Source organism: Pseudolysinimonas kribbensis, assembly GCF_039531715.1.
GTDB classification, from domain to species: Bacteria; Actinomycetota; Actinomycetes; order Actinomycetales; family Microbacteriaceae; genus Pseudolysinimonas; species Pseudolysinimonas kribbensis.
On sequence record NZ_BAAAQO010000004.1, the window covers coordinates 1,110,184 to 1,128,861 of the forward strand.

Here is an 18,678-nt window from a genome sequence, read left to right on the forward strand (position 1 = left end):
ACAAGACGCAGACCATCCATTCCACCCAGAGGGAACCATGCGCATCAGTCAGGTGACCGGGCCGCGTCGCTCGGAGATCGTCGAGTCCCCGGATCCGGTGCCGACGGCGGACCAGGTGCTCGTCGACGTGCTGGCGTGCGGCGTGTGCACGTCGGATCGTGCGCCGTGGCGCTCCGGCCCGGGCGACGGCGATCCGATCCGGCTCGGCCACGAGATGGTGGGCCGCATCGTCGCCCTCGGATCCCCGGACAGCGTCTGGCGGGTCGGCGACGTCGTGACCGGCCTCGGGGGTCCGGGCTTCGCCGAACGTGCGGTGATGAACCGGGACGCGATCCTGCGGGTGCCCGACGACGCCGATCCCGCGCTCTGGATCGGCGAGCCGCTGGCCTGCCTCGAGGAGGCGCTCGGCCGCTGCACGCCGCTTCCGGGTGCCCGGGTGGCGGTGGTCGGGCTCGGCTTCATGGGCCTCGGGCTCGTGCAGCTGCTGCGCCGGCACTCCCCCGCGATCATCGTGGGCGTCGACCCGAGCGCGGCCGCGCGTGAGCACGGGCTGCGCAACGGCGCCGACGAGGTCTACGACCCGGCCGCGCTGCCGGAGGGCTACGGCGACGGCGCCGAGGGCGCGGCCGATCGCCGCATGGACCTCGTGCTCGAGGCCACCGGCGTCACCCCGGGGCTGGAGACGGCCGGCTCGCTCGTGCGCCCGTACGGCACCCTGTGCGTCGTCGGCTACCACCACGCCGGCACGGCCACGTTCGACATGCGGCTCTGGTACAAGGCCGTGACGGTGGTCAACGGGTTCTCGCCCGACCGGCGGCGGACGATGCGCGCCATGGCGCGCGCCCTCGACCTGCTGCGCGAGGGCGCCATCGACTCCGGACGCCTCATCACGCACCGCGTCGGCCTCGACGGCGTCGACGCCGCCTATGAGCTCATGGAGGCGCCGACCCCCGACTTCGTGAAGTCGGTCGTGCTGCCCTGACCGGCGCCGCCGCCGGCGGACGGCCTCAGCGCGCCCGGCCGCCCGGCGCCGACCGGGTGAAGACGGTGCGCAGCCGGTACCGGTCGCCCGCGTAGCGCACCGTGCTCACGAGCACGGGGCGCTCATCGGCGCTGCGCACCAGCTGGCGCAGCACCAGCACCGGGCTGCCGGGATCGACGCCGACATGGGCGGCGAGGTCGGCGTCGGCGCCCCGCGACTCGATCGTGGTCTCGGCGAAGGCCGGGTCGTGCCCCGCCGTCCCGAGGAGTTCGTACAGGCTCTCCCGGGCGAAGTCGACGCCGTCGATCGGCGGCAGCAGCGCGGTCGGCAGGCACGAGGCGTCGATCGCGATCGGCATGCCGCCCAGCATCCGCACCCGCTCGAGCCGCAGCACCGGACTCGCGGGCGCGATCCCGAGCTGTTCCGCCTCGTCGATGGTCGCGGGCCCGACCTCCGAGCGCAGCACGAGCGACGACGAGCTGAGCCCGAGCCGCGTCGCGGTCTCGCTGAACGACTCGAGGGTCGTCGGCCATTCGCCGCGGGCGGCCACCGCGTCTCCCCCGCGGCCGACGTACCAGCCGCGGCCGTGGCTCGAGGTCAGCAGACCGTCGGCGACGAGCTTCTGCAGCGCCTTGCGCAGGGTCACGCGACTGATCTCGAGCCGCTGGCAGAGCTCGCGTTCGGCGGGCAGGCGGGCGCCATCCGGCAATCTGCCGTCGGCGATCTCGCGCGCGATCGTGTCGGCGGCCCGCACCCAGAGCGGCTGTGCGGTATCCGGCCGGAAGATGGGGTCGGAGCGGACGTTCGTCACGCGGGATACCGCACCGGCTCCCAGTGACCCGACCGCATGGCGCGGTAGCAGGCATCCAGGATGGTGTTGACGATGACGCCGTCGTGGAAGGTCTCCGACGGCTCGGTGCCCGCCTCGTAGTGATCGACGAAGTGGCGCATCTGCTGCGAGAAGCCGTAGGCACGGGTCTCCTCCGGGACCGGATGCACCCACCCCGTCTCGGAGTCCGCCTTCTCGACGAGGTAGCCGACCGGCTGCCCGATGAATCCCCAGACGGGCGAGACGGAGGTGTCGGTCACGAGCCGCCCCTCGCTTCCGACGAACTCGTGCCGCAGCTGCATGCCGCCCTTCTCGATCCACGACGACTCGATCGTCGCGAGCTGTCCTCCGGCGAACTTCAGGAGCGCGACCGCGGTGTCCTCGCCGGTCGTCTTGTCGCCGTGCGCGAGGGTGGCCCCCCACGCGAAGACCTCGGTGACGTGGTTGTCCTTGCCGAAGAAGTGCCGGGCGCTCTCGACCGTGTGGCATCCCATGTCGAGAAGCGCCCCGCCGCCGGCGGTCTCGGCGTCCCAGAAGTGCGCGGCGTGCGGCCCCGAGTGCCCCTCGCGGGCGCGCATCGTGAGCACCTCGCCGATGCCGCCGGCGCGCACCATCTCGTGCGCCTTCGCGATGTTCGGCGAGAACACGGAGCTCTCCGCGTAGCCGTGCCAGACACCGGCGGCGGTGACGATGTCGAGCATCTCCTGCGCCTCGGCCGCCGTGCGGGCCAGCGGCTTGGTGCACACAACCGCCTTGCCGGCCGCGGCGATCTCGCGAACCGCCTCGACGTGCGCCTCGTTGGGCAGGGCCACGACGACCAGGTCGACGGATTCATCGGCGCACAGCTCGGCGATCGAGCCGGAGGCGGAGGGGCTCGACCATCGCTCGGCGAACGCCGCGGCCCGCTCGGGATCGCGCGAGAAGTTCGCCACGAGGCGAGCCGTGCGCACATCCAGAAGGGCGTCCGCATAGGAGTCCGCGATGAAACCGGACCCGAGGATGCCGACACCGATCACGAGACCTCCCGAAGCTGAGTGAACCAGATGATACCTCTGGCGGAGCACATGTCTACCAGATCACGCGGCTTTCCCGAAAAGGCGGGGATGACCAAAATACCTCTTGCTACCTCTTGTATGCCTGTATAGGCTCCGGCAGCAACGGGCAGCCGCCCGTCGACCCCTCGAGCTCCCCGCTCGACCGAGATCGGAGGCCCACCCGATGCGTTCGAAGATCGCACCGCTCGCCCTCGCCGTCGTCATCGCCGTCACCGGCGCGATCCTCGCCGGATGCGCATCCGGCGACACCGGCGGGTCCGGCGACCGCGCCACCACCACCATCACCTTCGGCAACTGGCGCACCGAGGACGCCAAGCTGTGGGAGAAGGACGTCATCCCCGCGTTCGAGAAGGCCCACCCCGACATCGTCGTTGACTACCGGGCCACCGACACCAACGACTACAACGCGACCATCCAGTCGCAGGTCGAGAGCGGCACCGGTCCGGACGTGATCATGTGCCGCCCGTTCGACGTGAACCGCGCATGGATCGAGAAGGGCTACTTCGACGACCTGAAGACCCTGAAGGGCATCGACGGCTTCACCGACACCGCGCTCGCGGCGTGGACCGGCGCCGACGGCGATCCGTACTGCGTGCCGATCGCCTCCGTGCTCGCCGGCTTCTATTACAACAAGGCGATCTTCCAGGAGCTCGGCCTCACGGCCCCCAAGACCATGGACCAGTTCATGGACGTGCTGGGGAAGATCAAGTCCAACGGGAAGTACACCCCGCTCGCCCTCGGCTCGGCCGACGGCTGGCAGCTCTCGTACAACGTGCTCGACAGCATCGGACCGAACTACTGGAGGGGCGAGGAGGGCCGGCTCGGCCTCATCGACGGCAGCAAGAAGCTGACCGAGCCGGAGTTCGTCGATGCCTTCCAGGCGGTCGCGGCGCTCAAGCCCTACCTGCCCAGCGGCTACTCGTCGCTGAAGTACGAGGACATGATGCAGCTGTTCACCCTCGGCAAGGCGGCGATCCTGCCCGACGGCTCGTGGGACATCTCGGCCGCGACCCAGACCGGGCTCGACGTCGGGGTCTTCGCCCCGCCGGTCGTCTCGCGCGGCGACCAGCGCTATCTCCAGGAGATGCCGGACCAGGGCGTCGGCCTCAATGCGAAGAGCAAGCACAAGGCCGCCGCGAAGGTGTTCCTGCAGTGGCTGACGACGACCGACTTCCAGAGCGTCTACGTCAACAAGGTGCCGGGCTTCTTCTCGATGGGGCAGGCATCCGTCAGCTACGACAACAAGCTCGCGCAGGCGTTCGCCGATCTGAAGAAGGGCGCGAAGCTCACCCCGCGCCTGCAGCTGGATCGGCTGAGCGCCGGGACCCCGCCGCTCGACGACGACACCTGGGCGGTGCTCCAGACGGTGCTGAACGACGGCGTCAGCGCACGGTCGGCGACCTCGAAGCTCCAGACCGACCTGGACTCCTGGTACAAGCCGGCCAGCTGAGACCCTGGGCGGGCGGGTCGCCCAGCTCGCGACCCGCCCGCCCGTTCGGAGCATCGATGATCCGCACCGCCACCCGCTATCGCCTGCTGTTGCTGTTCGCGCTGCCGGCCTTCGTGGTCTACGTCCTGTTCTCCGTCTACCCGCTGCTGAGCTCCGTCGTGCTGAGCCTGTTCAGTTCGAAGCCCGGCGCCGCCGGATTCGTCGGGCTCGGCAACTACGTGCACCTGTTCACGGACCGCTACACGAGCGAGCGGTTCTGGAACGCGCTGCTGAACAACGTCGAGTTCTTCGCGATCCACCTGATCGTGGAGCTGCCGATCGGGCTGCTCATGGCGGCGCTGCTGACCTCCGCCGCCGTGCGGCGCTCACGGGGCGTCTACCGCACGCTCCTGTTCGTGCCCGCGACGCTCTCCGTCGTCATCGTCGGGTTCCTCTGGCGGCTGATCATCAACCCGCTGTGGGGGTTCGTGAAGTTCCCCCTGCTGGGCGATCAGCACACCGCGCTGCCGACCATCTCGCTCATGTCCGTGTGGGAGTACGTCGGCATCCCGATGATCTTCCTGTACACCGCGCTCATCGCCGTGCCGCACGACATGGTCGAGGCGGCCCGCATCGACGGCGCGCGCTCCTGGAGCCTGTTCTGGCGGATCAAGTTCCCGCTCATCGCGCCGCAGTTCGCGCTCATCGTGATCCTCACCTACATCTGGACCTTCAACGGCTTCGACATCGTGTACGCGCTCAACGGATCGGCGCCCGGGCCGAACTACTCGACCGACATCCTCGGCACGCTCTTCTACCGCACCTTCTTCGGCTCGAGCGGCCAGGTCGCCGACCTCGATCTCGGCGCGACCATCGCGTCGGTGATCTTCCTCATCATCCTCATCACCACCGCCGCGTACGTCGTCGTGCTGCAGCGCCGCATCCGGACCTATCAGCTGTGAGCACCGCCGCCGCCCCTCGCGCGCAGCGCCCGCGCCGTCCCGCCCGCCCGCGCACGGAGGCCCTGTCGACGCTCGGCGTGCACGCGCTGCTGGTGGTGTTTGCGATCGTCGCGATCGCCCCCGTGCTCGTCGTCGTCGTGAACTCGTTCAAGTCGACGATGGGCATCTTCGGGGCGCCCTTCGCTCCCCCGGTCGGCGCGACGTTCAGCCTGCAGGGCTGGAACGACGTGCTCAGCGAGGGCGACTTCCTGCTGAACTACCGCAACAGCGTCATCGTCACGGTCGCGACGATCGTGCTGACCGTCGTGCTCGGCACCCTCGCGGCGTGGGCCCTCGTGGAGTACCAGGTGCGGATCAGCGCGCTCCTCACCGGGTTCTTCTTCGTGGGCATCATGGTGCCGATCCGGCTCGGCACCGTGCCGCTGCTGAAGACGATGATCGCGTGGCACCTCGTCGACACCCTCGTCGCGCTCGTGCTGGTCTACACCGCGATGCAGCTGCCGCTCGCGATCGCCCTCATGACGACCTACTTCCGCTCGGTGCCGGTCGAGCTCAAGGAGGCGGCGCGGATGGACGGCGCCCGCGAGCTGCGCGTGCTCGGCATCGCGATCCCGATCGTGCGACCCGGAATCGCCGCGGTCGCCTCGGTCACCATGCTGCCGGTCTGGAACGACCTCTGGTTCCCCCTCATCCTCGCGCCCGCACCGCAGAATCAGACCGTCACCCTCGGCGTGCAGCAGTTCGTGGGACAGTTCCAGAGCAACTACCCGGCGCTGCTCGCGTCGCTCACCCTCGGCGCCGTGCCGCTCATCGTGCTGTTCGCGGTGTTCTCCCGGCAGTTCATCCAGGGCCTGAGCGCCGGATACGGCAAGTGAGGCTGCGGCCCGTGAGGCGCGGGATCAGCGGCGCGGCGCCGTGCGCGAGAACTGGGTGCGCAACCGGTAGCGGTCGCCGCTGTACCGGATGACGGACGAGAGCACCGGACGGTCGGCCGGATCGAACACGAGCTGGGTCATGACGAGCACGGGAGACCCGGGCTCGACCTCCAGGTGGCCCGCGAGCTCGTCGTCGGCGGCCTTCGCCTCGATCGTCGAGTCGGCGTGGGCGAGAACGAGGCCCGACTGCTCGAGGCGCTCGTAGATCGAGCCGTGCGCGAAGTCGACGTCGGCGGCGCCCGGCACCACCGCCTCCGGCACCCGCGTCGAGTCGACGGCGATCGGCACTCCGCCCAGCAGCCGGACGCGGTCGAGGACGAAGAGCGGCGTGCCGGGGGCGACGACCAGCAGTTCCGACTCGTCGAGGGTGGCCGACCGCACCTCGGCGCGCAGGACGATCGACGACGCGGGCAGCCCCATCCGGGCGGCCGTCTCGGTGAACGACTCGAGGTTGTTGGGCCAGTCGCGCGCCTGCGTCGCCCCGCTCGCGCCGGCGACGTACCAGCCGCGGCCGTGCGAGGGGCGCAGCGCCCCGTGCCCCACCAGCTCGTTGAGCGCCTTGCGCAGCGTCACCCGCGAGATGCCGAGCTGGAGGCACAGCTCCCGCTCCGGAGGCAGGCGCATGCCGGGCTTGAGCGCACCGCTCTCGATCTCGTGCGAGATGAGCTCCACCGCCTGCACCCACAACGGCTGCGGGTAGTCGGCGCGGATGAGTGTCGACGATGCGTCACCCTGACCCATGAGAACCCCTCGCGCTCGGCCGCCGGCCCTAGCGAGACCTTATCCGCGTCGGCGCCGGAACGGCACACACGCGCCGAAGTCGCGGCGGGCTCACGAGAAGACGGGCAGGAGGAGCGTGAGCGCCACCACGACCATGACCGCCGCGATGACGACGTCGAGCACCCGCCACGCGAGGGGCCTCGCGAACAGCGGGGCCAGAGCCCGCGCTCCGAGGCCGAGCAGCGTGAACCAGATCGCGCTCGCCACGGCGGCCCCGGCCCCGAACGCCCAGCGCAGCTCACCGTGGGTGCTCGCGACCGATCCGAGCAGCACGAGGGTGTCCAGATAGACGTGCGGGTTGAGCCAGGTGAGGGCCAGGCAGGTGAGCGCGACGCCGCGCGCGGTCGCGGCCGGGCGGGCCGACCGGTCCACGGACAGCACCGCCGGCCGGATCGCGCGGCGGGCCGCGAGCACGGCGTAGAACAGGAGGAACGCGGCCCCGGCCCAGCGAGCGACCTCGACGAGCCACGGCACGGCGGTGAACAGCGCGCCCGCCCCGGCGACGCCGAGCCCGATGAGCACCACGTCCGATGCGATGCAGATCGCGATGACGATGCCGATGTGCTCGCGGCGCACGCCCTGCCGCAGCACGAACGCGTTCTGCGCGCCGATGGCGATAATCAGCGATGCGCCGAGCCCCAGTCCGGCGAGCCCGGCCGCGACCGCGGCGGCGGTGTTCATCTGGTGGACCCTAGGGGATTCGAACCCCTGACCTTCTCATTGCGAACGAGACGCGCTACCAACTGCGCCAAGGGCCCGGATGCCGCCCGGCTGTCCGGACAACTCAGCAAGATTAGCAGGTCGCCCGGGGGCATCGCGCCCGCGGTCAGCCCGCCCAGCGGCGTCGGCGCAGCACCTCGTCGAGGTCGGTCGCGGCGGTGTCGGCGGGGTCGAGCAGGCCCATGCGGGCGAAGCGCGACGACGCGCCGGGCCGCGCGCCGCCGGCCGACACGGTGGACGTCGCCGCGGACGCCGGTGTCGCCCGCGGGCGGAACGGCACGACCTCCGGCTCGTCGTGGGCGGCGCGGCGGGCGCGCTCGGCCTCCGCGGCCGCGGCGCGCAGCAGGGCGGCGGCATCGATGCGCGGGGCCGTCGGCGACGCGACGGGGTGCTCGAGGTAGCGCGGGCGCGGGAGCGGCACCGGGGTCCATGCCCGGGGAGCGTCCGCGGCGGCGGCGGGCGCTTCGGCGGGAACCGACGCCGCCGGCGACGCCGGACGACCCGTCGCGCGCGGCGCGGTGAGGGCATCCAGGCGCCGTTGCACCCCGACCGCCGCGCACGCGCCCGCCGCCGCGGCGACGAGCACGACCCACGATCCGGTCACGGCGCCCGTCGTCGCGATCAGCACGACCTGCGCGGCGCCTACGACGGTCGCCGCGACCATGAGCATGGAGGCCAGCACCCGTGTGCGTCGCATGCGCCGGCGACGCAACTCGGGGCCGGATGCCACGCGCGCGGTCCGCAGGTCGGAGCGGTCGAGAGCGCGCTCGGCGACCTCGTCGCGGCGCAGCTGCTCGGCGAGCCGTCGGCGCTCGGCGCGCTCCTGCGCCTGGAGCACGCGCTCCTGCTTGGCCGCCTCCCGCACGGTCGCCTCGACCCGCACCGGCTCGGGGACCTCGGCGGTCTCGGCCATCACCCGCAGGGTCTGCTGCAGCCGGGTCGCGGTGCGCTCGGTCGCGAGGTACTCGCGGCGCCGCAGCCAGGTCGGCACCAGGTAGAGGAACCACAGGCCGGCGGCGAGGGCGAGCATGATCGCCGTGCCGATTCCCGTGGCTTCCATATCGCGAGGGTAAGAACTTCAACCTCGGATCGAAGGTAGGCGCGCGCGCTGGAGCTGAAAGCGAAGGCCATTTCCGGCCTTCGCCGCGACGCCAGCGCCGAGGCCCGTCCCGGGCCTCGGAATCGCACCCGAGCTACCCCTACGCCCCTACCCCAACCGCAGCGGAACCGTCGCCGCGCGCCGATCGGCATCCGGCACCGAGCCCACCCCCGCGGGCACCCGTCCGTCCTTCCACCGCCGCAGCACGCCCACCGGCAGCTCCTCGACCGTGAGGGCGAAGCAGAAGTGGTCGCGCCAGTCGCCGTTGATGTGGATGAAGCGCCGCCGCAATCCCTCGTAGCGGAACCCGAGCTTCTCGACGACGCGCAGCGAGGGACCGTTCTCCGGGCGGATGCAGATCTCCATGCGGTGCAGGCCCATGCCGAACATGCAGTGGTCGGTCGCGAGGGCGACGGCGGTCGGCATGATGTTCTTGCCCGCGAAGCGCTCCGCGATCCAGTAGCCGGTGGATGCCGACGACAGCGACCCGTACGAGATCCCCGAGACGTTGAGCTGGCCCGCGAACTCGCCCTCGTACTCGATGATGAAGGGCACCCCCGTGCCGGCGCGCGCGCTCGCGAGCAGCGAGCGGATGCTGGCACGGGTGTCGAAGCTGATGGGCCCGTGCGGGTTGGTCGCCTCCCACGTGCGCAGCCAGGAGCGGTTGGCGGCCAGCTCGCGGTCGAGGGCGCGGGCATCCCGCATCGCGACGGGTCGGATGGTCACCGGCCCGTCCTGCAAGGTCGGTGCGGTCACGACCGGTCGTCGAGCTCCGCCGCGAACTCGACGAGCCACGGCCGGAACTCGGGGCCGAGGTCGACGCGGTCGACGGCGAGCTGCACGATCGCCTTGAGGTAGTCGAGCCGGTCGCCCGTGTCGTAGCGGCGTCCGCGGAAGATGACGCCGTGCACCCCGCCGGCCCACTCCGGCCCGGTGGCGAGCGCCTGCAGCGCATCGGTGAGCTGGATCTCGCCGCCCTTGCCGGGGGGCGTCGACTCGAGGATCTCGAAGATCTCCGGCCGCAGCACGTAGCGCCCGATCACGGCGAGGTTCGAGGGGGCGTCGCCCGGCGCGGGCTTCTCGACCATGCCGGTGACGCGCACGACGTCGTCATCGCCGGTGGGTTCGACCGTCGCGATGCCGTAGAGGTGGGTCTGCGACGGATCCACCTCGAGCAGGGCGACCACCGTCGTGTTGCGCTTCTGCTGCACCTTGAGCATGCGCTTCAGCAGCACATCGCGCTCGTCGATGATGTCGTCGCCGAGCAGCACGGCGAACGGCTCCCGCCCGACGTGCATCTTGGACCGGAGCACCGCGTGACCGAGCCCCATCGGATCGCCCTGGCGCACGTAGTGCACGTCGGCGAGGTCGGTCGAGAACTTGACCTTCTCGAGCTTCTCGGCATCGCCCTTGCTGAGCAGCGCCTGCTCGAGCTCGCCGACCTTGTCGAAGTGGTTCTCGAGCGCCGTCTTGTTGCGGCCGGTGATCATCAGCACATCCGAGAGCCCGGCCGCGACCGCTTCCTCGACGACGTACTGGATGGCCGGCTTGTCGACCACCGGCAGCATCTCCTTCGGCATCGCCTTCGTCGCCGGGAGGAATCGCGTGCCGAGTCCCGCCACGGGGATCACGGCCTTGGTGATCGGGGTCGCCATCCCAGCAGAGTATCCGTTCCACCCCCGGCCCCTAGACTGCGGGTGTGACCGATGAGGTCGATTCGCAGAAGCGTGCGCTGCGCGCGGAGGTCCGCGAACGTCGCAGGACCCGCACCTCGACCCGTCGCGATCACGACGCCGAGGCGATCACGCAGCGGCTCGAGGAGCTCACCGAGCGGCTGGGTGCCACCACCGTGGCCGCGTACCTCTCGCTGCCCGACGAGCCGCCCACGCGCGAGTTCGTGCACTGGGCGCACGAGCGCGGCATCCGGGTGCTGCTGCCGGTCTCGCGCGAGGACGGCCTGCTCGACTGGGCGCCCTACGACGGCGACGACGAGGTGGAGGACGTGGTCGGGATGCCGACCCCCATGACCGAGCTGCTCGGCCCGATCGCGATCAACGACGCCGACCTCATCGTGGTGCCCGCGGCGAGCGTCGACCGCGGCGGCATGCGGATCGGGTGGGGGCGCGGGTACTTCGACAAGACGCTCGGCTCCATGGACCGCTGCCCGCCCGTCTATGCTGTGATCTTCGACGACGAGCTGGTCGACTCCGTTCCACGGGAGCGCCACGACATGCCGGTGAACGGCGTCGTGACCCCCGGCGGCGTCATCGACCTCGACACCTCTCGCCCCTGAGGGACATGCCCACCTACTCCTACCGCTGCACCGAGTGCGGCACCGCCTTCGACATCCAGCAGGCCTTCACCGACGATGCGCTCACCGAGTGCCCGAACTGCGGCGGCCGGCTGCGCAAGCAGTACGGCAGCGTCGGCGTGACGTTCAACGGCTCCGGGTTCTATCGCACCGACAGCCGCGCGAAGCCCGTTGACGGGTCGAAGAAGGACGGCGCGAAGAAGAGCGAGGGCACCGCCGCGGCCACGTCCGGGAGCGCGTCGGGCGGCAGTGGCGGCAGTTCCTCCGGTTCCTCCGGCACCAGCAGTTCCAGCAGCAGCACCTCCACGGCATCGGGATCAGGATCCGGTTCGTCCAGTTAGGAAGTGATCATGCTCAAGGGATTCCGTGAGTTTGTCCTCCGCGGCAATGTCATCGATCTCGCGGTCGCGGTCGTCATCGGCGCCGCGTTCACTGCGATCGTCACCGGTCTCGTCACCGGTATCTTCAACCCGCTCATCTCGCTCATCTTCGACTCGAGCGATGTGGCCAAGGCGGGCATCGTGCTGCGCGCCGCGTCGCCCGGGCACGAGGCCGTCGTGCTCGCCTGGGGCGCCGTCATCTCGGCGATCATCCAGTTCGTCCTGATCGCGGCGGCCGTCTACTTCGGCCTGATCGTGCCGATGAACTATCTCAAGAAGGTCCAGCTGCGCAAGAAGCCCGCGGAGGAGGCGCCGGCCACCCCGGCGCTCACCGAGACCGAGCTGCTGGTGCAGATCCGCGACCTCCTGAAGGAACGCGACCCGGGCACACCCGCTCAGTAGTGCGGGGGCTTGTCCTGCCGCATGCGCTCGTCGTTCTCGCCCTCGTCGTGACGCTCCGGTTCGCGCGCGGGCGCGGGATCCGACCCGGGAGGCGGGGGCGTCGTCGCCCGCCGCGAGCGGCGACGCGGCAGGCGTGCGGAGTGCGGCGGGTCCGGTTCCGCCGCGCGGTCCTCAGCCACGGGTCGTGACGACCGGGATCTCCTGCGTCAGGAGGCCGCCCGCGAGCCCGGCGGCCGTCGCGATCCGGTCGGCCACGGCATCCGGGTCGGCGAACAGCTCGAACGCGTGCACGCGCGCATAGTGCCATCCGAGCCGGCGCAGCACCTCGGGACGCAACCGGATCGACTCGCGCAGCGACCGGCCGAACAGGGCCTGATCGGTCTCGACGACGAAGCACATGCCGCCGTTCGCGGCGACGAGGCCGAGCTTGCCGCGGTGGCCGAGCGCGGTGCGCAGGCCCCGCGCCTCGAGACGGCGGGCCAGGTCGACGAGCATCGGGTCGGAGTCATCGGGCAGCGGCGGCTCCGCGCGGCGCGCCGCGACCTCGTCGAGGATCTCCGCGAGCGCGACCGCGCCGTGCCGGATGCGGCCGTCCTCGACATCGGCGGGCCGGAAGCAGGTGACGATCACCATCGAGCGCCGGGCCCGGGTCATCGCGACGGCGAGCAGGCGCTCCCCGCCCGGGCGACCCAGCGCGCCGAAGTCGCTGAGGACGCGGCCGTGCGGGGTGCGGCCGTAGCCGAGCGAGAAGATCACCCGGTCGCGGCTCTCGGCGGCGGCGCGATCGATCGGCAGCACCGTGAACGGCTCGGCACCGTCGCGCAGCACGAAGTCGGTCAGCTCCGGCCTGCCCGCCATCGACGCGAGCACCGCCTGCAGCACCCGAACGGCGTGCTTCTCGCTGGCCGTCACCACCATGAGCGTCTCGTGCGGGCGCGCGGCCGCATGCTCCTCGACGAGGGTGAGCACGCGATCCACCTCGGCGTCGACGCTCTCCACTCCGCCGGAGGGGTCGGGCATGCCGGTGCCGTTCTCGACGTAGTCGAGCACGAGGCTGCCGTGGCCGAGGAAGGACCCGGCCCAGGGCAGCGAGTCGATGCGGCCGCCGTAGAAGCGGCGGTTGACGAGCTCGGCGAGGTCCTCCCCGCCCGCCCGGTAGCTGCGGGTGAGCGAGAGGGTGGGCAGGATGCCGGCCAGCTGCGCCAGCGCCGAGCGGCCGTGCAGCTCATCCAGCGTTCGCGCATCGAGCTCGACCGGCAGTTCCTGGGCGGTTCCGAGCCGCAGCGCGAACGCGGACGGCGTCTGCGTCACCGGATCGCCGAACGCGACCACCTGGCGGGCCCGCCGGATGGCGCCCACGTTCTCGGAGATCGTGGTCGCCCCCGCATCGAGGATCACGACTGTGTCGAACGTCATCGTGTCGGAGATGCGGTCCAGCTCGTACGGCGAGGCGAGCCAGACGGGGGCGACGGTGCGCGCGAGGTGCGGCGCGAGGTGCTGCAGCGTGGCCGCGCTCGCCCGATCGGTCTTGAGCAGCTCCCGCAGCGCGGTCGCCTCGTCGGGCCAGTCGACGAGGCCGATCTTCCAGTTCTCGGCGAGCTGCCACGCGAGCTGCTGGGCGCTGCCGGCGGCATGCGCCTCGTCGACCAGACGGAAGTCGGCCTCCAGCCGCTCGAGCACATCGGCCTTGGCCCCGAGCAGAGCCCGGTCGGCCGCGAGCAGGGCGTCGAGCGCGGAACGCCACCAGGCGAGCTCGAGCTCGGCCGCGACCTGGTGCTCGGGCACGTGGCGCGCGGCGAGATCGGTGAGCAGCGGGTCGAGGTCGCGGAGCTTGTCGAGCAGCGCGCTGCGCTCCTGCAGGTTCTGCAGCACGTCGCTCGGCTCCGCCAGCGAGGCCAGCAGGGCGCCGAGGCGCGGCAGCGGCAGATTCTCGAGCTGCTGGTCGCGGGCGGTGTGCCGTAGCGGCGCGTCGAGGGTCGCGAGATCGGCCGCGACCTGCTGCCAGGCGACCGCGACATCCGAGATCCCGGTCGGCACCTCGGGCACGACGCCGGCGGCGACGAAGCGCTGCCACAGGATGCGCTGCTGCTGCACGCGCGTGAGCGCCTCGTGCAGGTCGCCCACGTGCATGCCCGGCCGCACGTACTCGCGGGCGAGCTTGCGCAGCCGCCGGCGGTCGCCCGACGACATCTCCGGGTGCTCGCGCTTCGCGCCGGTGGCGACGATGAGCTCGCTCACCGAGCGGTCGAACACGGAGGGCAGGAAGCGATCCAGGGTGTCGCGGATGTCGGTGAGCAGGCGCAGGTAGACGCCCAGCTCCGCGACCGTCTCGAAGGGCCGCATCCGGGTCGACCCGATCAGTTCCTGGGCGCGGGCGAGCAGGCGCGGCAGCTCCGTGCCCGAGAGCCGCTGAGCGAGGGCGTGGGCCTGATGGGCGGCCTCGCCGCTCGCGAACTGCGCGCCGTACCAGGGCGAGTCGCCCGGCCCGTAGCGGAACTGGCCGAGCTGGGCCGCCTCGATCATCGTGCGCGCGATATCTCCGCGGTCGCCGGCGATGCGCTCGACGGTCGCCCGGTCCAGCCGCGCGCTCGTCGAGGGCGGGGTCGGCAGCAGCGCGAGCCGTGAGAGCTCGGTGACGCAGTCGAACACCGAGATCCCGAGCACGTCGTCGGCGCGGGAGAGCGCGGCGCGGTAGTCCAGCAGCACACCGCGCAGGCGCACGAGCGCGTCGTCGACGTCGCCGAGCTGCGGGAGGGCGGCACGCTCGTGGCGCGAGATGGCGCGCACGAGGTCCTTGCGCAGGCCGGCGGGCGTCACGGCGAGGGAGCCGAGCCCGATGTCGGCGAAGCGCTGCGCGATGCCGCGCAGGCTCGCCCGGCGCGGTCCGACGACGAGCACGCGCTTGTTCTGGCTCACGAGGGCGCCGAGCGCGTTGACGACGGTCTGCGTGGCGCCGGTGCCGGGCATGGTCTTGACGACGAGCGAGTTGCCGGCCGCGATCTGGGCGACGACGTTCTCCTGCTCGGCGTCGGCGTCGAGCAGCAGCCGGTCGGTCGAGGGGTCGCGGTGGTCGGGATCGACCGGCTCGACCGCCGAGTACGCCTGCTGAGTGGCCCAGCCGGCCGAGCCGCTGCCCGCGAGCGCGTCGAGCAGCGGGTGATCCAGCGGCGCGGCGTCGGCGACGAGGCGCGGCGCGACCTCGGCGAACGGCGCCACGACGAGGCGCGGCGCCACCGCGAAGCCGGCCAGGTGCCCGGTGAGCGCGCGGAGCTGGTCGATGACGGCGTTCGGCTTGAACGCGCCGTCGGCGTCGGTGAGCGCGACGAAGGCGGCCGGGTCGAGGGTGATGCCGAACTGCTTCTGCAGGGCGGCCGCGAGAGCCGGGTTGAGGGCCGCCGGCCCGCGGAGCCGGATCTCGAAGTCGCGGCCGAGGCGCCGGATGGCGAGCGGGCGCAGCAGGACGGGAGCCGTGAAGTCCTCGCCCTCGTGCTCCCACTCGGCGATCCCGATGCCGAGCTGCACGGCATCGATGCCGCGGGTGCTGGCGAGCTCCAGATTCTTGGCGGCGATCCGGTCGGCCGCGATGCGGGCGGCGCGCAGGGCGATCTCGTCGCGGATCAGCTGCGACAGCAGCGTCGCCTGACCCGTGATGAATCGGGCGAGGCCGCCGGGGTGCGTCGTCGAGAGCTCGATGCGCGCGGCGGGGTCGTCGACCAGGTGCAGCAGCGGCGAGGTGCCGCCGACCCGCTCGAGCTCGGCGCGCCAGGCCGCGCGCGAGGACTCCAGCTCCGCCGTGCCGCGCAGGCGCGTCGGGCTCGGTCTGCCGCGGACCTCGACGCGCATCCCGTCGATCTCGTCGATGCGGTCGACGCCATCGAGAGTGCCTGTCGCGTCCGGGTCGGGCGCGTCGACATCGGTCATGTCGATCTCATCCCGTCGATTGGCCGGCCACACACCGCCACGATAGGGCGGTCGCCCCGTATTTCCGGGGAGCGGGCCGGGGTTTCGCGCGATGCCGCTCAGTACGCGACGACCCCGGGATCCCCGCCGCCGGCGGCGATCGCGTCTCCCGTGATGGCGATGCTGCGCGGCGAGGCGAGGAACGCGATGACATCGGCCACCTCGCTCGCGTCGACGAGGCGGTGGATGCTGTTGTGCGCCATGCGCGCACCCATCTCGTCGTCGCTCAGGCCCTCGGCCCGTGCCCGCTCCGCCACGAGGTCGGCGACGGCGTCGGTGCGGGTCATCCCGGGGTGCACGACGGTCACGTTGATGCCGTGCTGCCCCAGATCGTCGGCGAGGTTCTTGGTGATGGCCGAGACGGCGACGTTGCGCACGGTCTGCACGGCCGAACCGGCGTGCCGCGCGCCGAGTCCGCTGACGTTGATGATGCGGCCCCAGCCGGCGTCGATCATGTGCGGGGCGGCCGCCCGGGCCATCCGGAGGTAGCCGAGGGCCTTGACCTCGAAGTGCTCGCGCATCTGCTCGTCGGTCACCTCGATGGTGGAGGTGCGCTGGCCCGGCTTCCAGGGCGCGGCGGCGGTGTTGACCAGGATGTCGACCCCGCCGAGCTGCGCCACCACCTCGGCGACGGCGGCCCGCACCGAGGCGTCGTCGTGGGTGTCGGCGCGCACGCCGATGACGCGGCCGCCGGTCTCGGCTGCGAGCGCGGCCGCGACCTCGGTGACGCCCTCCCCGCGCGCGGAGAGCGCGACCGCGACCCCCTCGGCGACGAGGGCGCGCGCCACCGCGAGCCCGATGCCCTTGCCGCCGCCCGAGATGAGCGCGCGCTTGCCGGTGAGCTGGAGATCCATGTCCTCGACGCTACGCGGTGCTGCATATGCATCTGACGCGAATGCCGCATCTGACGCCGAGACACGGGGCATTCGCGTCAGATGGATTCAGGCGCGCGGGATCGCGGAGCCGACGTCCGCGTAGTCCTCCGCCGTGAGCTCCACCGAGCCGCCGTCGATCCAGCCGTCGATCTGCGCGGGCGTGCGCGCCCCGACGATCGCCGCGGTCACGCCACGGAAGCCGAGCGTCCACGCGACCGCCGCCGACGCCTGCGAGACGCCGTGTCGCTCGGCGACCCGTGCGAGGGCCGCGCCCGTCGCGAGGTTGCGATCGAGGTGGGTGGTGAACTCCGGGCTGCGCCGGCGCCAGTCGTCGTCGGGCATCGCCGCGACCCGCTCGGCGGTCATCGCGCCGGTCAGGAGGCCGGAGCCCATCGGGCTGTAGACGATGACGCCGGTCTCGTGGTCGGCGCACCAGTCGAGCAGGCCGTCCGTCGCGGCGTCGGGGCGGATCGCCGAGAACGGGGGCTGCAGGCTGTCGACGTGCGCGATCGCCTCGGCGCGCTCGAGGGCCGGGATGCCGTGGTTCGACAGCCCGATCGCCCGGAGCTTGCCCGCCTCCTTCAGCTGCGCGAACATGTTCCAGTAGTCCTCGACCTCCGAGCCGTCGTCGGCGGGCCAGTGCATCTGGAACAGGTCGATGCGCTCGACCCCGAGCCGGCGCAGCGAGTCCTCCACGTCCTGCCGGATCGACGCCGGATCCCCTCGGCGCCTCGACGCCTCCATGTGGTCCTCGTCGTTCCAGCCGAGGCCGCCCTTGGTGAAGACCAGCGGACGGTCGGCCTCCGGGATGTCCTTGAGCGCCCGGGCGGTCATATCCTCGGAGTGGCCGTGCCCGTAGATCGCAGCCGTGTCGATCCAGTTGACGCCGCGCTCGACCGCATGCCGGATGGCGGCGACCGACTCGTCGTCGTCCTGCGCGCCCCAGGCGTTGGCCCAGCCGCCGCCCCCGATCGCCCACGCGCCGAAGCCGACGCGCGTGATCTCCATGTCGGTGCGGCCGAGCCGCGCCCTCCTCGGCTCGCTCATGCGGACAGCTCCTTCATCTCCTCGGCGGTGAGCTCGAGCTCGGCCGCCTGCACGGAATCCTGGATCGAGGCGGGCCGCGACGCACCCGGGATCGGGATGACGACGGGCGCGAGCGCGAGCTCCCAGGCGAGCGCGACGCGCTGCGGGCTCACCCCGCGCGCCTCGGCGACCTTCTCGAACGCCGCGCCGCTGCCGCCGAGGTCCGCTGCGCGGGCGATGCCGCCGAGCGGGCTCCACGGCAGGAATGCGATGCCGAGCTCGGCGCACAGTTCGAGCTCGGGCAGGCTCGAGCGGAACTTCGGCGAGAACTGGTTCTGCACCGAGACGAGGCGGCCGCCGAGCACCTCCTGCGCGAGGCGGATCTGCTGCGGGTCGGCGTTCGAGATGCCGGCCATCCGGATGACGCCCTCATCGAGCAGGTCGGCGAGCGCCCCGACCGAGTCGGCATACGGCACGGTCTCGTCGGGCCGGTGGAACTGGTACAGCCCGATCGCCTCGACGCCGAGCCGCTTCGCCGAGGCCTTCGCGGCCTGCTTCAGGTAGTCGGGGTCGCCGTTCTTCGCCCACGGTCCGGGCTCGGGCCGAAGGTGGCCGCCCTTCGTGGCGACGAGCACCCCCGAGGTGTCGCCGCCATACTCGCGCAGCGCCTTCGCGATGAGCTCCTCGTTGTGTCCCTGCTCGTCGCCGGCGAGCGTGTAGGCGTCCGCCGTGTCGATGAGGGTCACGCCCGCGTCGAGGGCCGCGTGAATCGTCTCGATGGACCGCGTCTCGTCGGGGCGTCCCTCGATCGACATCGGCATGCCGCCGAGGCCGATCGCGCCGACGGCGACCTGACCGATGTTCCGTGTCTGCATATCCTGACTCTAGGTATTTGGGGTGGGCGACAACAAAACGCCCGAGCAGTACCCAGCC

Annotated in this window: 19 protein-coding genes and 1 tRNA gene; 7 read left to right on the top strand and 13 right to left on the bottom strand. The window is 71.8% G+C overall.

Going from position 1 to position 18,678, the window contains the following annotated elements; translation table 11 throughout:
- The first annotated feature begins 37 nt into the window (after nt 1–37).
- Nucleotides 38–982 carry a zinc-dependent alcohol dehydrogenase gene (locus ABD285_RS16050; protein WP_344203495.1) on the top strand — a complete coding sequence of 315 codons (945 nt, stop codon included), beginning with the start codon at nt 38–40 and terminating at the stop codon, nt 980–982.
- A 25-nt stretch (nt 983–1,007) separates the two neighbouring features.
- On the opposite strand, the gene ABD285_RS16055 is transcribed toward ABD285_RS16050, so the two are convergent.
- Both ABD285_RS16055 and ABD285_RS16060 read right to left on the bottom strand, forming a co-directional pair.
- Nucleotides 1,008–1,793, bottom strand: a complete 786-nt coding sequence (locus ABD285_RS16055; protein WP_344203497.1) for a GntR family transcriptional regulator — start codon at nt 1,791–1,793, stop codon at nt 1,008–1,010.
- The gene (locus tag ABD285_RS16060) at nt 1,790–2,827 is read right to left on the bottom strand and encodes a Gfo/Idh/MocA family protein (RefSeq protein ID WP_344203499.1); all 1,038 of its coding nucleotides are present in this window, start codon (nt 2,825–2,827) and stop codon (nt 1,790–1,792) included. The genes ABD285_RS16055 and ABD285_RS16060 overlap by 4 nt, the downstream gene beginning before the upstream one ends.
- A 202-nt stretch (nt 2,828–3,029) precedes the next feature.
- On the opposite strand from ABD285_RS16060, the gene ABD285_RS16065 reads away from it, so the two are divergent.
- The 3 genes from ABD285_RS16065 to ABD285_RS16075 are packed head-to-tail and all read left to right on the top strand — an operon-like array spanning nt 3,030 to nt 6,132.
- Nucleotides 3,030–4,316, top strand: a complete 1,287-nt coding sequence (locus tag ABD285_RS16065; RefSeq protein WP_284254621.1) for an ABC transporter substrate-binding protein — start codon at nt 3,030–3,032, stop codon at nt 4,314–4,316.
- A gap of 56 nt (nt 4,317–4,372) precedes the next feature.
- Nucleotides 4,373–5,257, top strand: a complete 885-nt coding sequence (locus ABD285_RS16070; RefSeq protein ID WP_344203502.1) for a carbohydrate ABC transporter permease — start codon at nt 4,373–4,375, stop codon at nt 5,255–5,257.
- Nucleotides 5,254–6,132: a carbohydrate ABC transporter permease gene (locus tag ABD285_RS16075; RefSeq protein ID WP_344203505.1), complete on the top strand. Its 879-nt coding sequence runs from the start codon at nt 5,254–5,256 to the stop codon at nt 6,130–6,132. Before ABD285_RS16070 ends, ABD285_RS16075 begins: the two co-directional genes overlap by 4 nt.
- Before the next feature lie 24 nt (nt 6,133–6,156).
- Here ABD285_RS16075 and ABD285_RS16080 read toward each other — a convergent pair whose 3' ends face one another.
- The 6 genes from ABD285_RS16080 to galU form a co-directional block, all read right to left on the bottom strand.
- Nucleotides 6,157–6,933, bottom strand: coding sequence for a GntR family transcriptional regulator (locus ABD285_RS16080; protein WP_284254615.1), 777 nt, complete (start codon nt 6,931–6,933; stop codon nt 6,157–6,159).
- A 90-nt stretch (nt 6,934–7,023) separates the two neighbouring features.
- The gene (locus ABD285_RS16085) at nt 7,024–7,653 is read right to left on the bottom strand and encodes a LysE/ArgO family amino acid transporter (protein ID WP_284254614.1); all 630 of its coding nucleotides are present in this window, start codon (nt 7,651–7,653) and stop codon (nt 7,024–7,026) included.
- 1 nt (nt 7,654) lies between these two features.
- Nucleotides 7,655–7,730: transfer RNA gene (locus ABD285_RS16090), tRNA-Ala, on the bottom strand.
- 68 nt (nt 7,731–7,798) lie between these two features.
- A complete protein-coding gene (locus ABD285_RS16095) occupies nt 7,799–8,752 on the bottom strand; it encodes a hypothetical protein (RefSeq protein WP_284254613.1) in 954 nt (317 codons plus the stop codon).
- A gap of 147 nt (nt 8,753–8,899) precedes the next feature.
- Entirely contained in the window at nt 8,900–9,517 is a 618-nt protein-coding gene (locus tag ABD285_RS16100) for a GNAT family N-acetyltransferase (protein ID WP_284254612.1), read from the bottom strand.
- Between the two features lie 26 nt (nt 9,518–9,543).
- Nucleotides 9,544–10,446, bottom strand: a complete 903-nt coding sequence (galU, locus tag ABD285_RS16105) for a UTP--glucose-1-phosphate uridylyltransferase GalU (RefSeq protein WP_344203509.1) — start codon at nt 10,444–10,446, stop codon at nt 9,544–9,546.
- A 44-nt stretch (nt 10,447–10,490) separates the two neighbouring features.
- Here galU and ABD285_RS16110 point away from each other — a divergent pair, with 44 nt between their 5' ends.
- The 3 genes from ABD285_RS16110 to mscL are packed head-to-tail and all read left to right on the top strand — an operon-like array spanning nt 10,491 to nt 11,884.
- Complete coding sequence (locus tag ABD285_RS16110; protein WP_284254611.1) at nt 10,491–11,084, top strand: 5-formyltetrahydrofolate cyclo-ligase; 594 nt, start codon at nt 10,491–10,493, stop codon at nt 11,082–11,084.
- Nucleotides 11,085–11,089: 5 nt separating this feature from the next.
- Nucleotides 11,090–11,443 (top strand): FmdB family zinc ribbon protein, encoded by a 354-nt coding sequence (locus ABD285_RS16115; RefSeq protein ID WP_284254610.1) that lies wholly within the window; start codon nt 11,090–11,092, stop codon nt 11,441–11,443.
- Between the two features lie 9 nt (nt 11,444–11,452).
- The gene (mscL, locus tag ABD285_RS16120; protein WP_284254609.1) at nt 11,453–11,884 is read left to right on the top strand and encodes a large conductance mechanosensitive channel protein MscL; all 432 of its coding nucleotides are present in this window, start codon (nt 11,453–11,455) and stop codon (nt 11,882–11,884) included.
- Here mscL and ABD285_RS16125 read toward each other — a convergent pair.
- The 5 genes from ABD285_RS16125 to ABD285_RS16145 all read right to left on the bottom strand — a co-directional run bounded on the left by ABD285_RS16125 (nt 11,878) and on the right by ABD285_RS16145 (nt 18,620).
- Nucleotides 11,878–12,063 carry a hypothetical protein gene (locus ABD285_RS16125; RefSeq protein ID WP_284254608.1) on the bottom strand — a complete coding sequence of 62 codons (186 nt, stop codon included), beginning with the start codon at nt 12,061–12,063 and terminating at the stop codon, nt 11,878–11,880. The genes mscL and ABD285_RS16125 overlap by 7 nt on opposite strands.
- Nucleotides 12,056–15,805 (bottom strand): AAA family ATPase, encoded by a 3,750-nt coding sequence (locus ABD285_RS16130; RefSeq protein ID WP_284254607.1) that lies wholly within the window; start codon nt 15,803–15,805, stop codon nt 12,056–12,058. Before ABD285_RS16130 ends, ABD285_RS16125 begins: the two co-directional genes overlap by 8 nt.
- Nucleotides 15,806–15,903: 98 nt before the next feature.
- Nucleotides 15,904–16,698 carry an SDR family NAD(P)-dependent oxidoreductase gene (locus tag ABD285_RS16135; RefSeq protein WP_344203514.1) on the bottom strand — a complete coding sequence of 265 codons (795 nt, stop codon included), beginning with the start codon at nt 16,696–16,698 and terminating at the stop codon, nt 15,904–15,906.
- 87 nt (nt 16,699–16,785) lie between these two features.
- The gene (locus ABD285_RS16140) at nt 16,786–17,766 is read right to left on the bottom strand and encodes an aldo/keto reductase (protein ID WP_284254606.1); all 981 of its coding nucleotides are present in this window, start codon (nt 17,764–17,766) and stop codon (nt 16,786–16,788) included.
- Complete coding sequence (locus tag ABD285_RS16145) at nt 17,763–18,620, bottom strand: aldo/keto reductase (protein WP_284254605.1); 858 nt, start codon at nt 18,618–18,620, stop codon at nt 17,763–17,765. Before ABD285_RS16145 ends, ABD285_RS16140 begins: the two co-directional genes overlap by 4 nt.
- Nucleotides 18,621–18,678 lie beyond the last annotated feature (58 nt).

What these genes read in the sequence shown, in the direction of transcription:
- mscL (WP_284254609.1), top strand. Translation starts at nt 11,453, where the DNA reads ATGCTCAAGGGATTCCGTGAGTTTGTCCTCCGCGGCAATGTCATCGAT.
- ABD285_RS16095 (WP_284254613.1), bottom strand. Translation starts at nt 8,752, where the DNA reads ATGGAAGCCACGGGAATCGGCACGGCGATCATGCTCGCCCTCGCCGCC.
- galU (WP_344203509.1), bottom strand. Translation starts at nt 10,446, where the DNA reads ATGGCGACCCCGATCACCAAGGCCGTGATCCCCGTGGCGGGACTCGGC.
- ABD285_RS16050 (WP_344203495.1), top strand. Translation starts at nt 38, where the DNA reads ATGCGCATCAGTCAGGTGACCGGGCCGCGTCGCTCGGAGATCGTCGAG.
- ABD285_RS16135 (WP_344203514.1), bottom strand. Translation starts at nt 16,698, where the DNA reads ATGGATCTCCAGCTCACCGGCAAGCGCGCGCTCATCTCGGGCGGCGGC.
- ABD285_RS16145 (WP_284254605.1), bottom strand. Translation starts at nt 18,620, where the DNA reads ATGCAGACACGGAACATCGGTCAGGTCGCCGTCGGCGCGATCGGCCTC.
- ABD285_RS16070 (WP_344203502.1), top strand. Translation starts at nt 4,373, where the DNA reads ATGATCCGCACCGCCACCCGCTATCGCCTGCTGTTGCTGTTCGCGCTG.
- ABD285_RS16140 (WP_284254606.1), bottom strand. Translation starts at nt 17,766, where the DNA reads ATGAGCGAGCCGAGGAGGGCGCGGCTCGGCCGCACCGACATGGAGATC.
- ABD285_RS16085 (WP_284254614.1), bottom strand. Translation starts at nt 7,653, where the DNA reads ATGAACACCGCCGCCGCGGTCGCGGCCGGGCTCGCCGGACTGGGGCTC.
- ABD285_RS16130 (WP_284254607.1), bottom strand. Translation starts at nt 15,805, where the DNA reads ATGACCGATGTCGACGCGCCCGACCCGGACGCGACAGGCACTCTCGAT.
- ABD285_RS16080 (WP_284254615.1), bottom strand. Translation starts at nt 6,933, where the DNA reads ATGGGTCAGGGTGACGCATCGTCGACACTCATCCGCGCCGACTACCCG.
- ABD285_RS16115 (WP_284254610.1), top strand. Translation starts at nt 11,090, where the DNA reads ATGCCCACCTACTCCTACCGCTGCACCGAGTGCGGCACCGCCTTCGAC.
- ABD285_RS16065 (WP_284254621.1), top strand. Translation starts at nt 3,030, where the DNA reads ATGCGTTCGAAGATCGCACCGCTCGCCCTCGCCGTCGTCATCGCCGTC.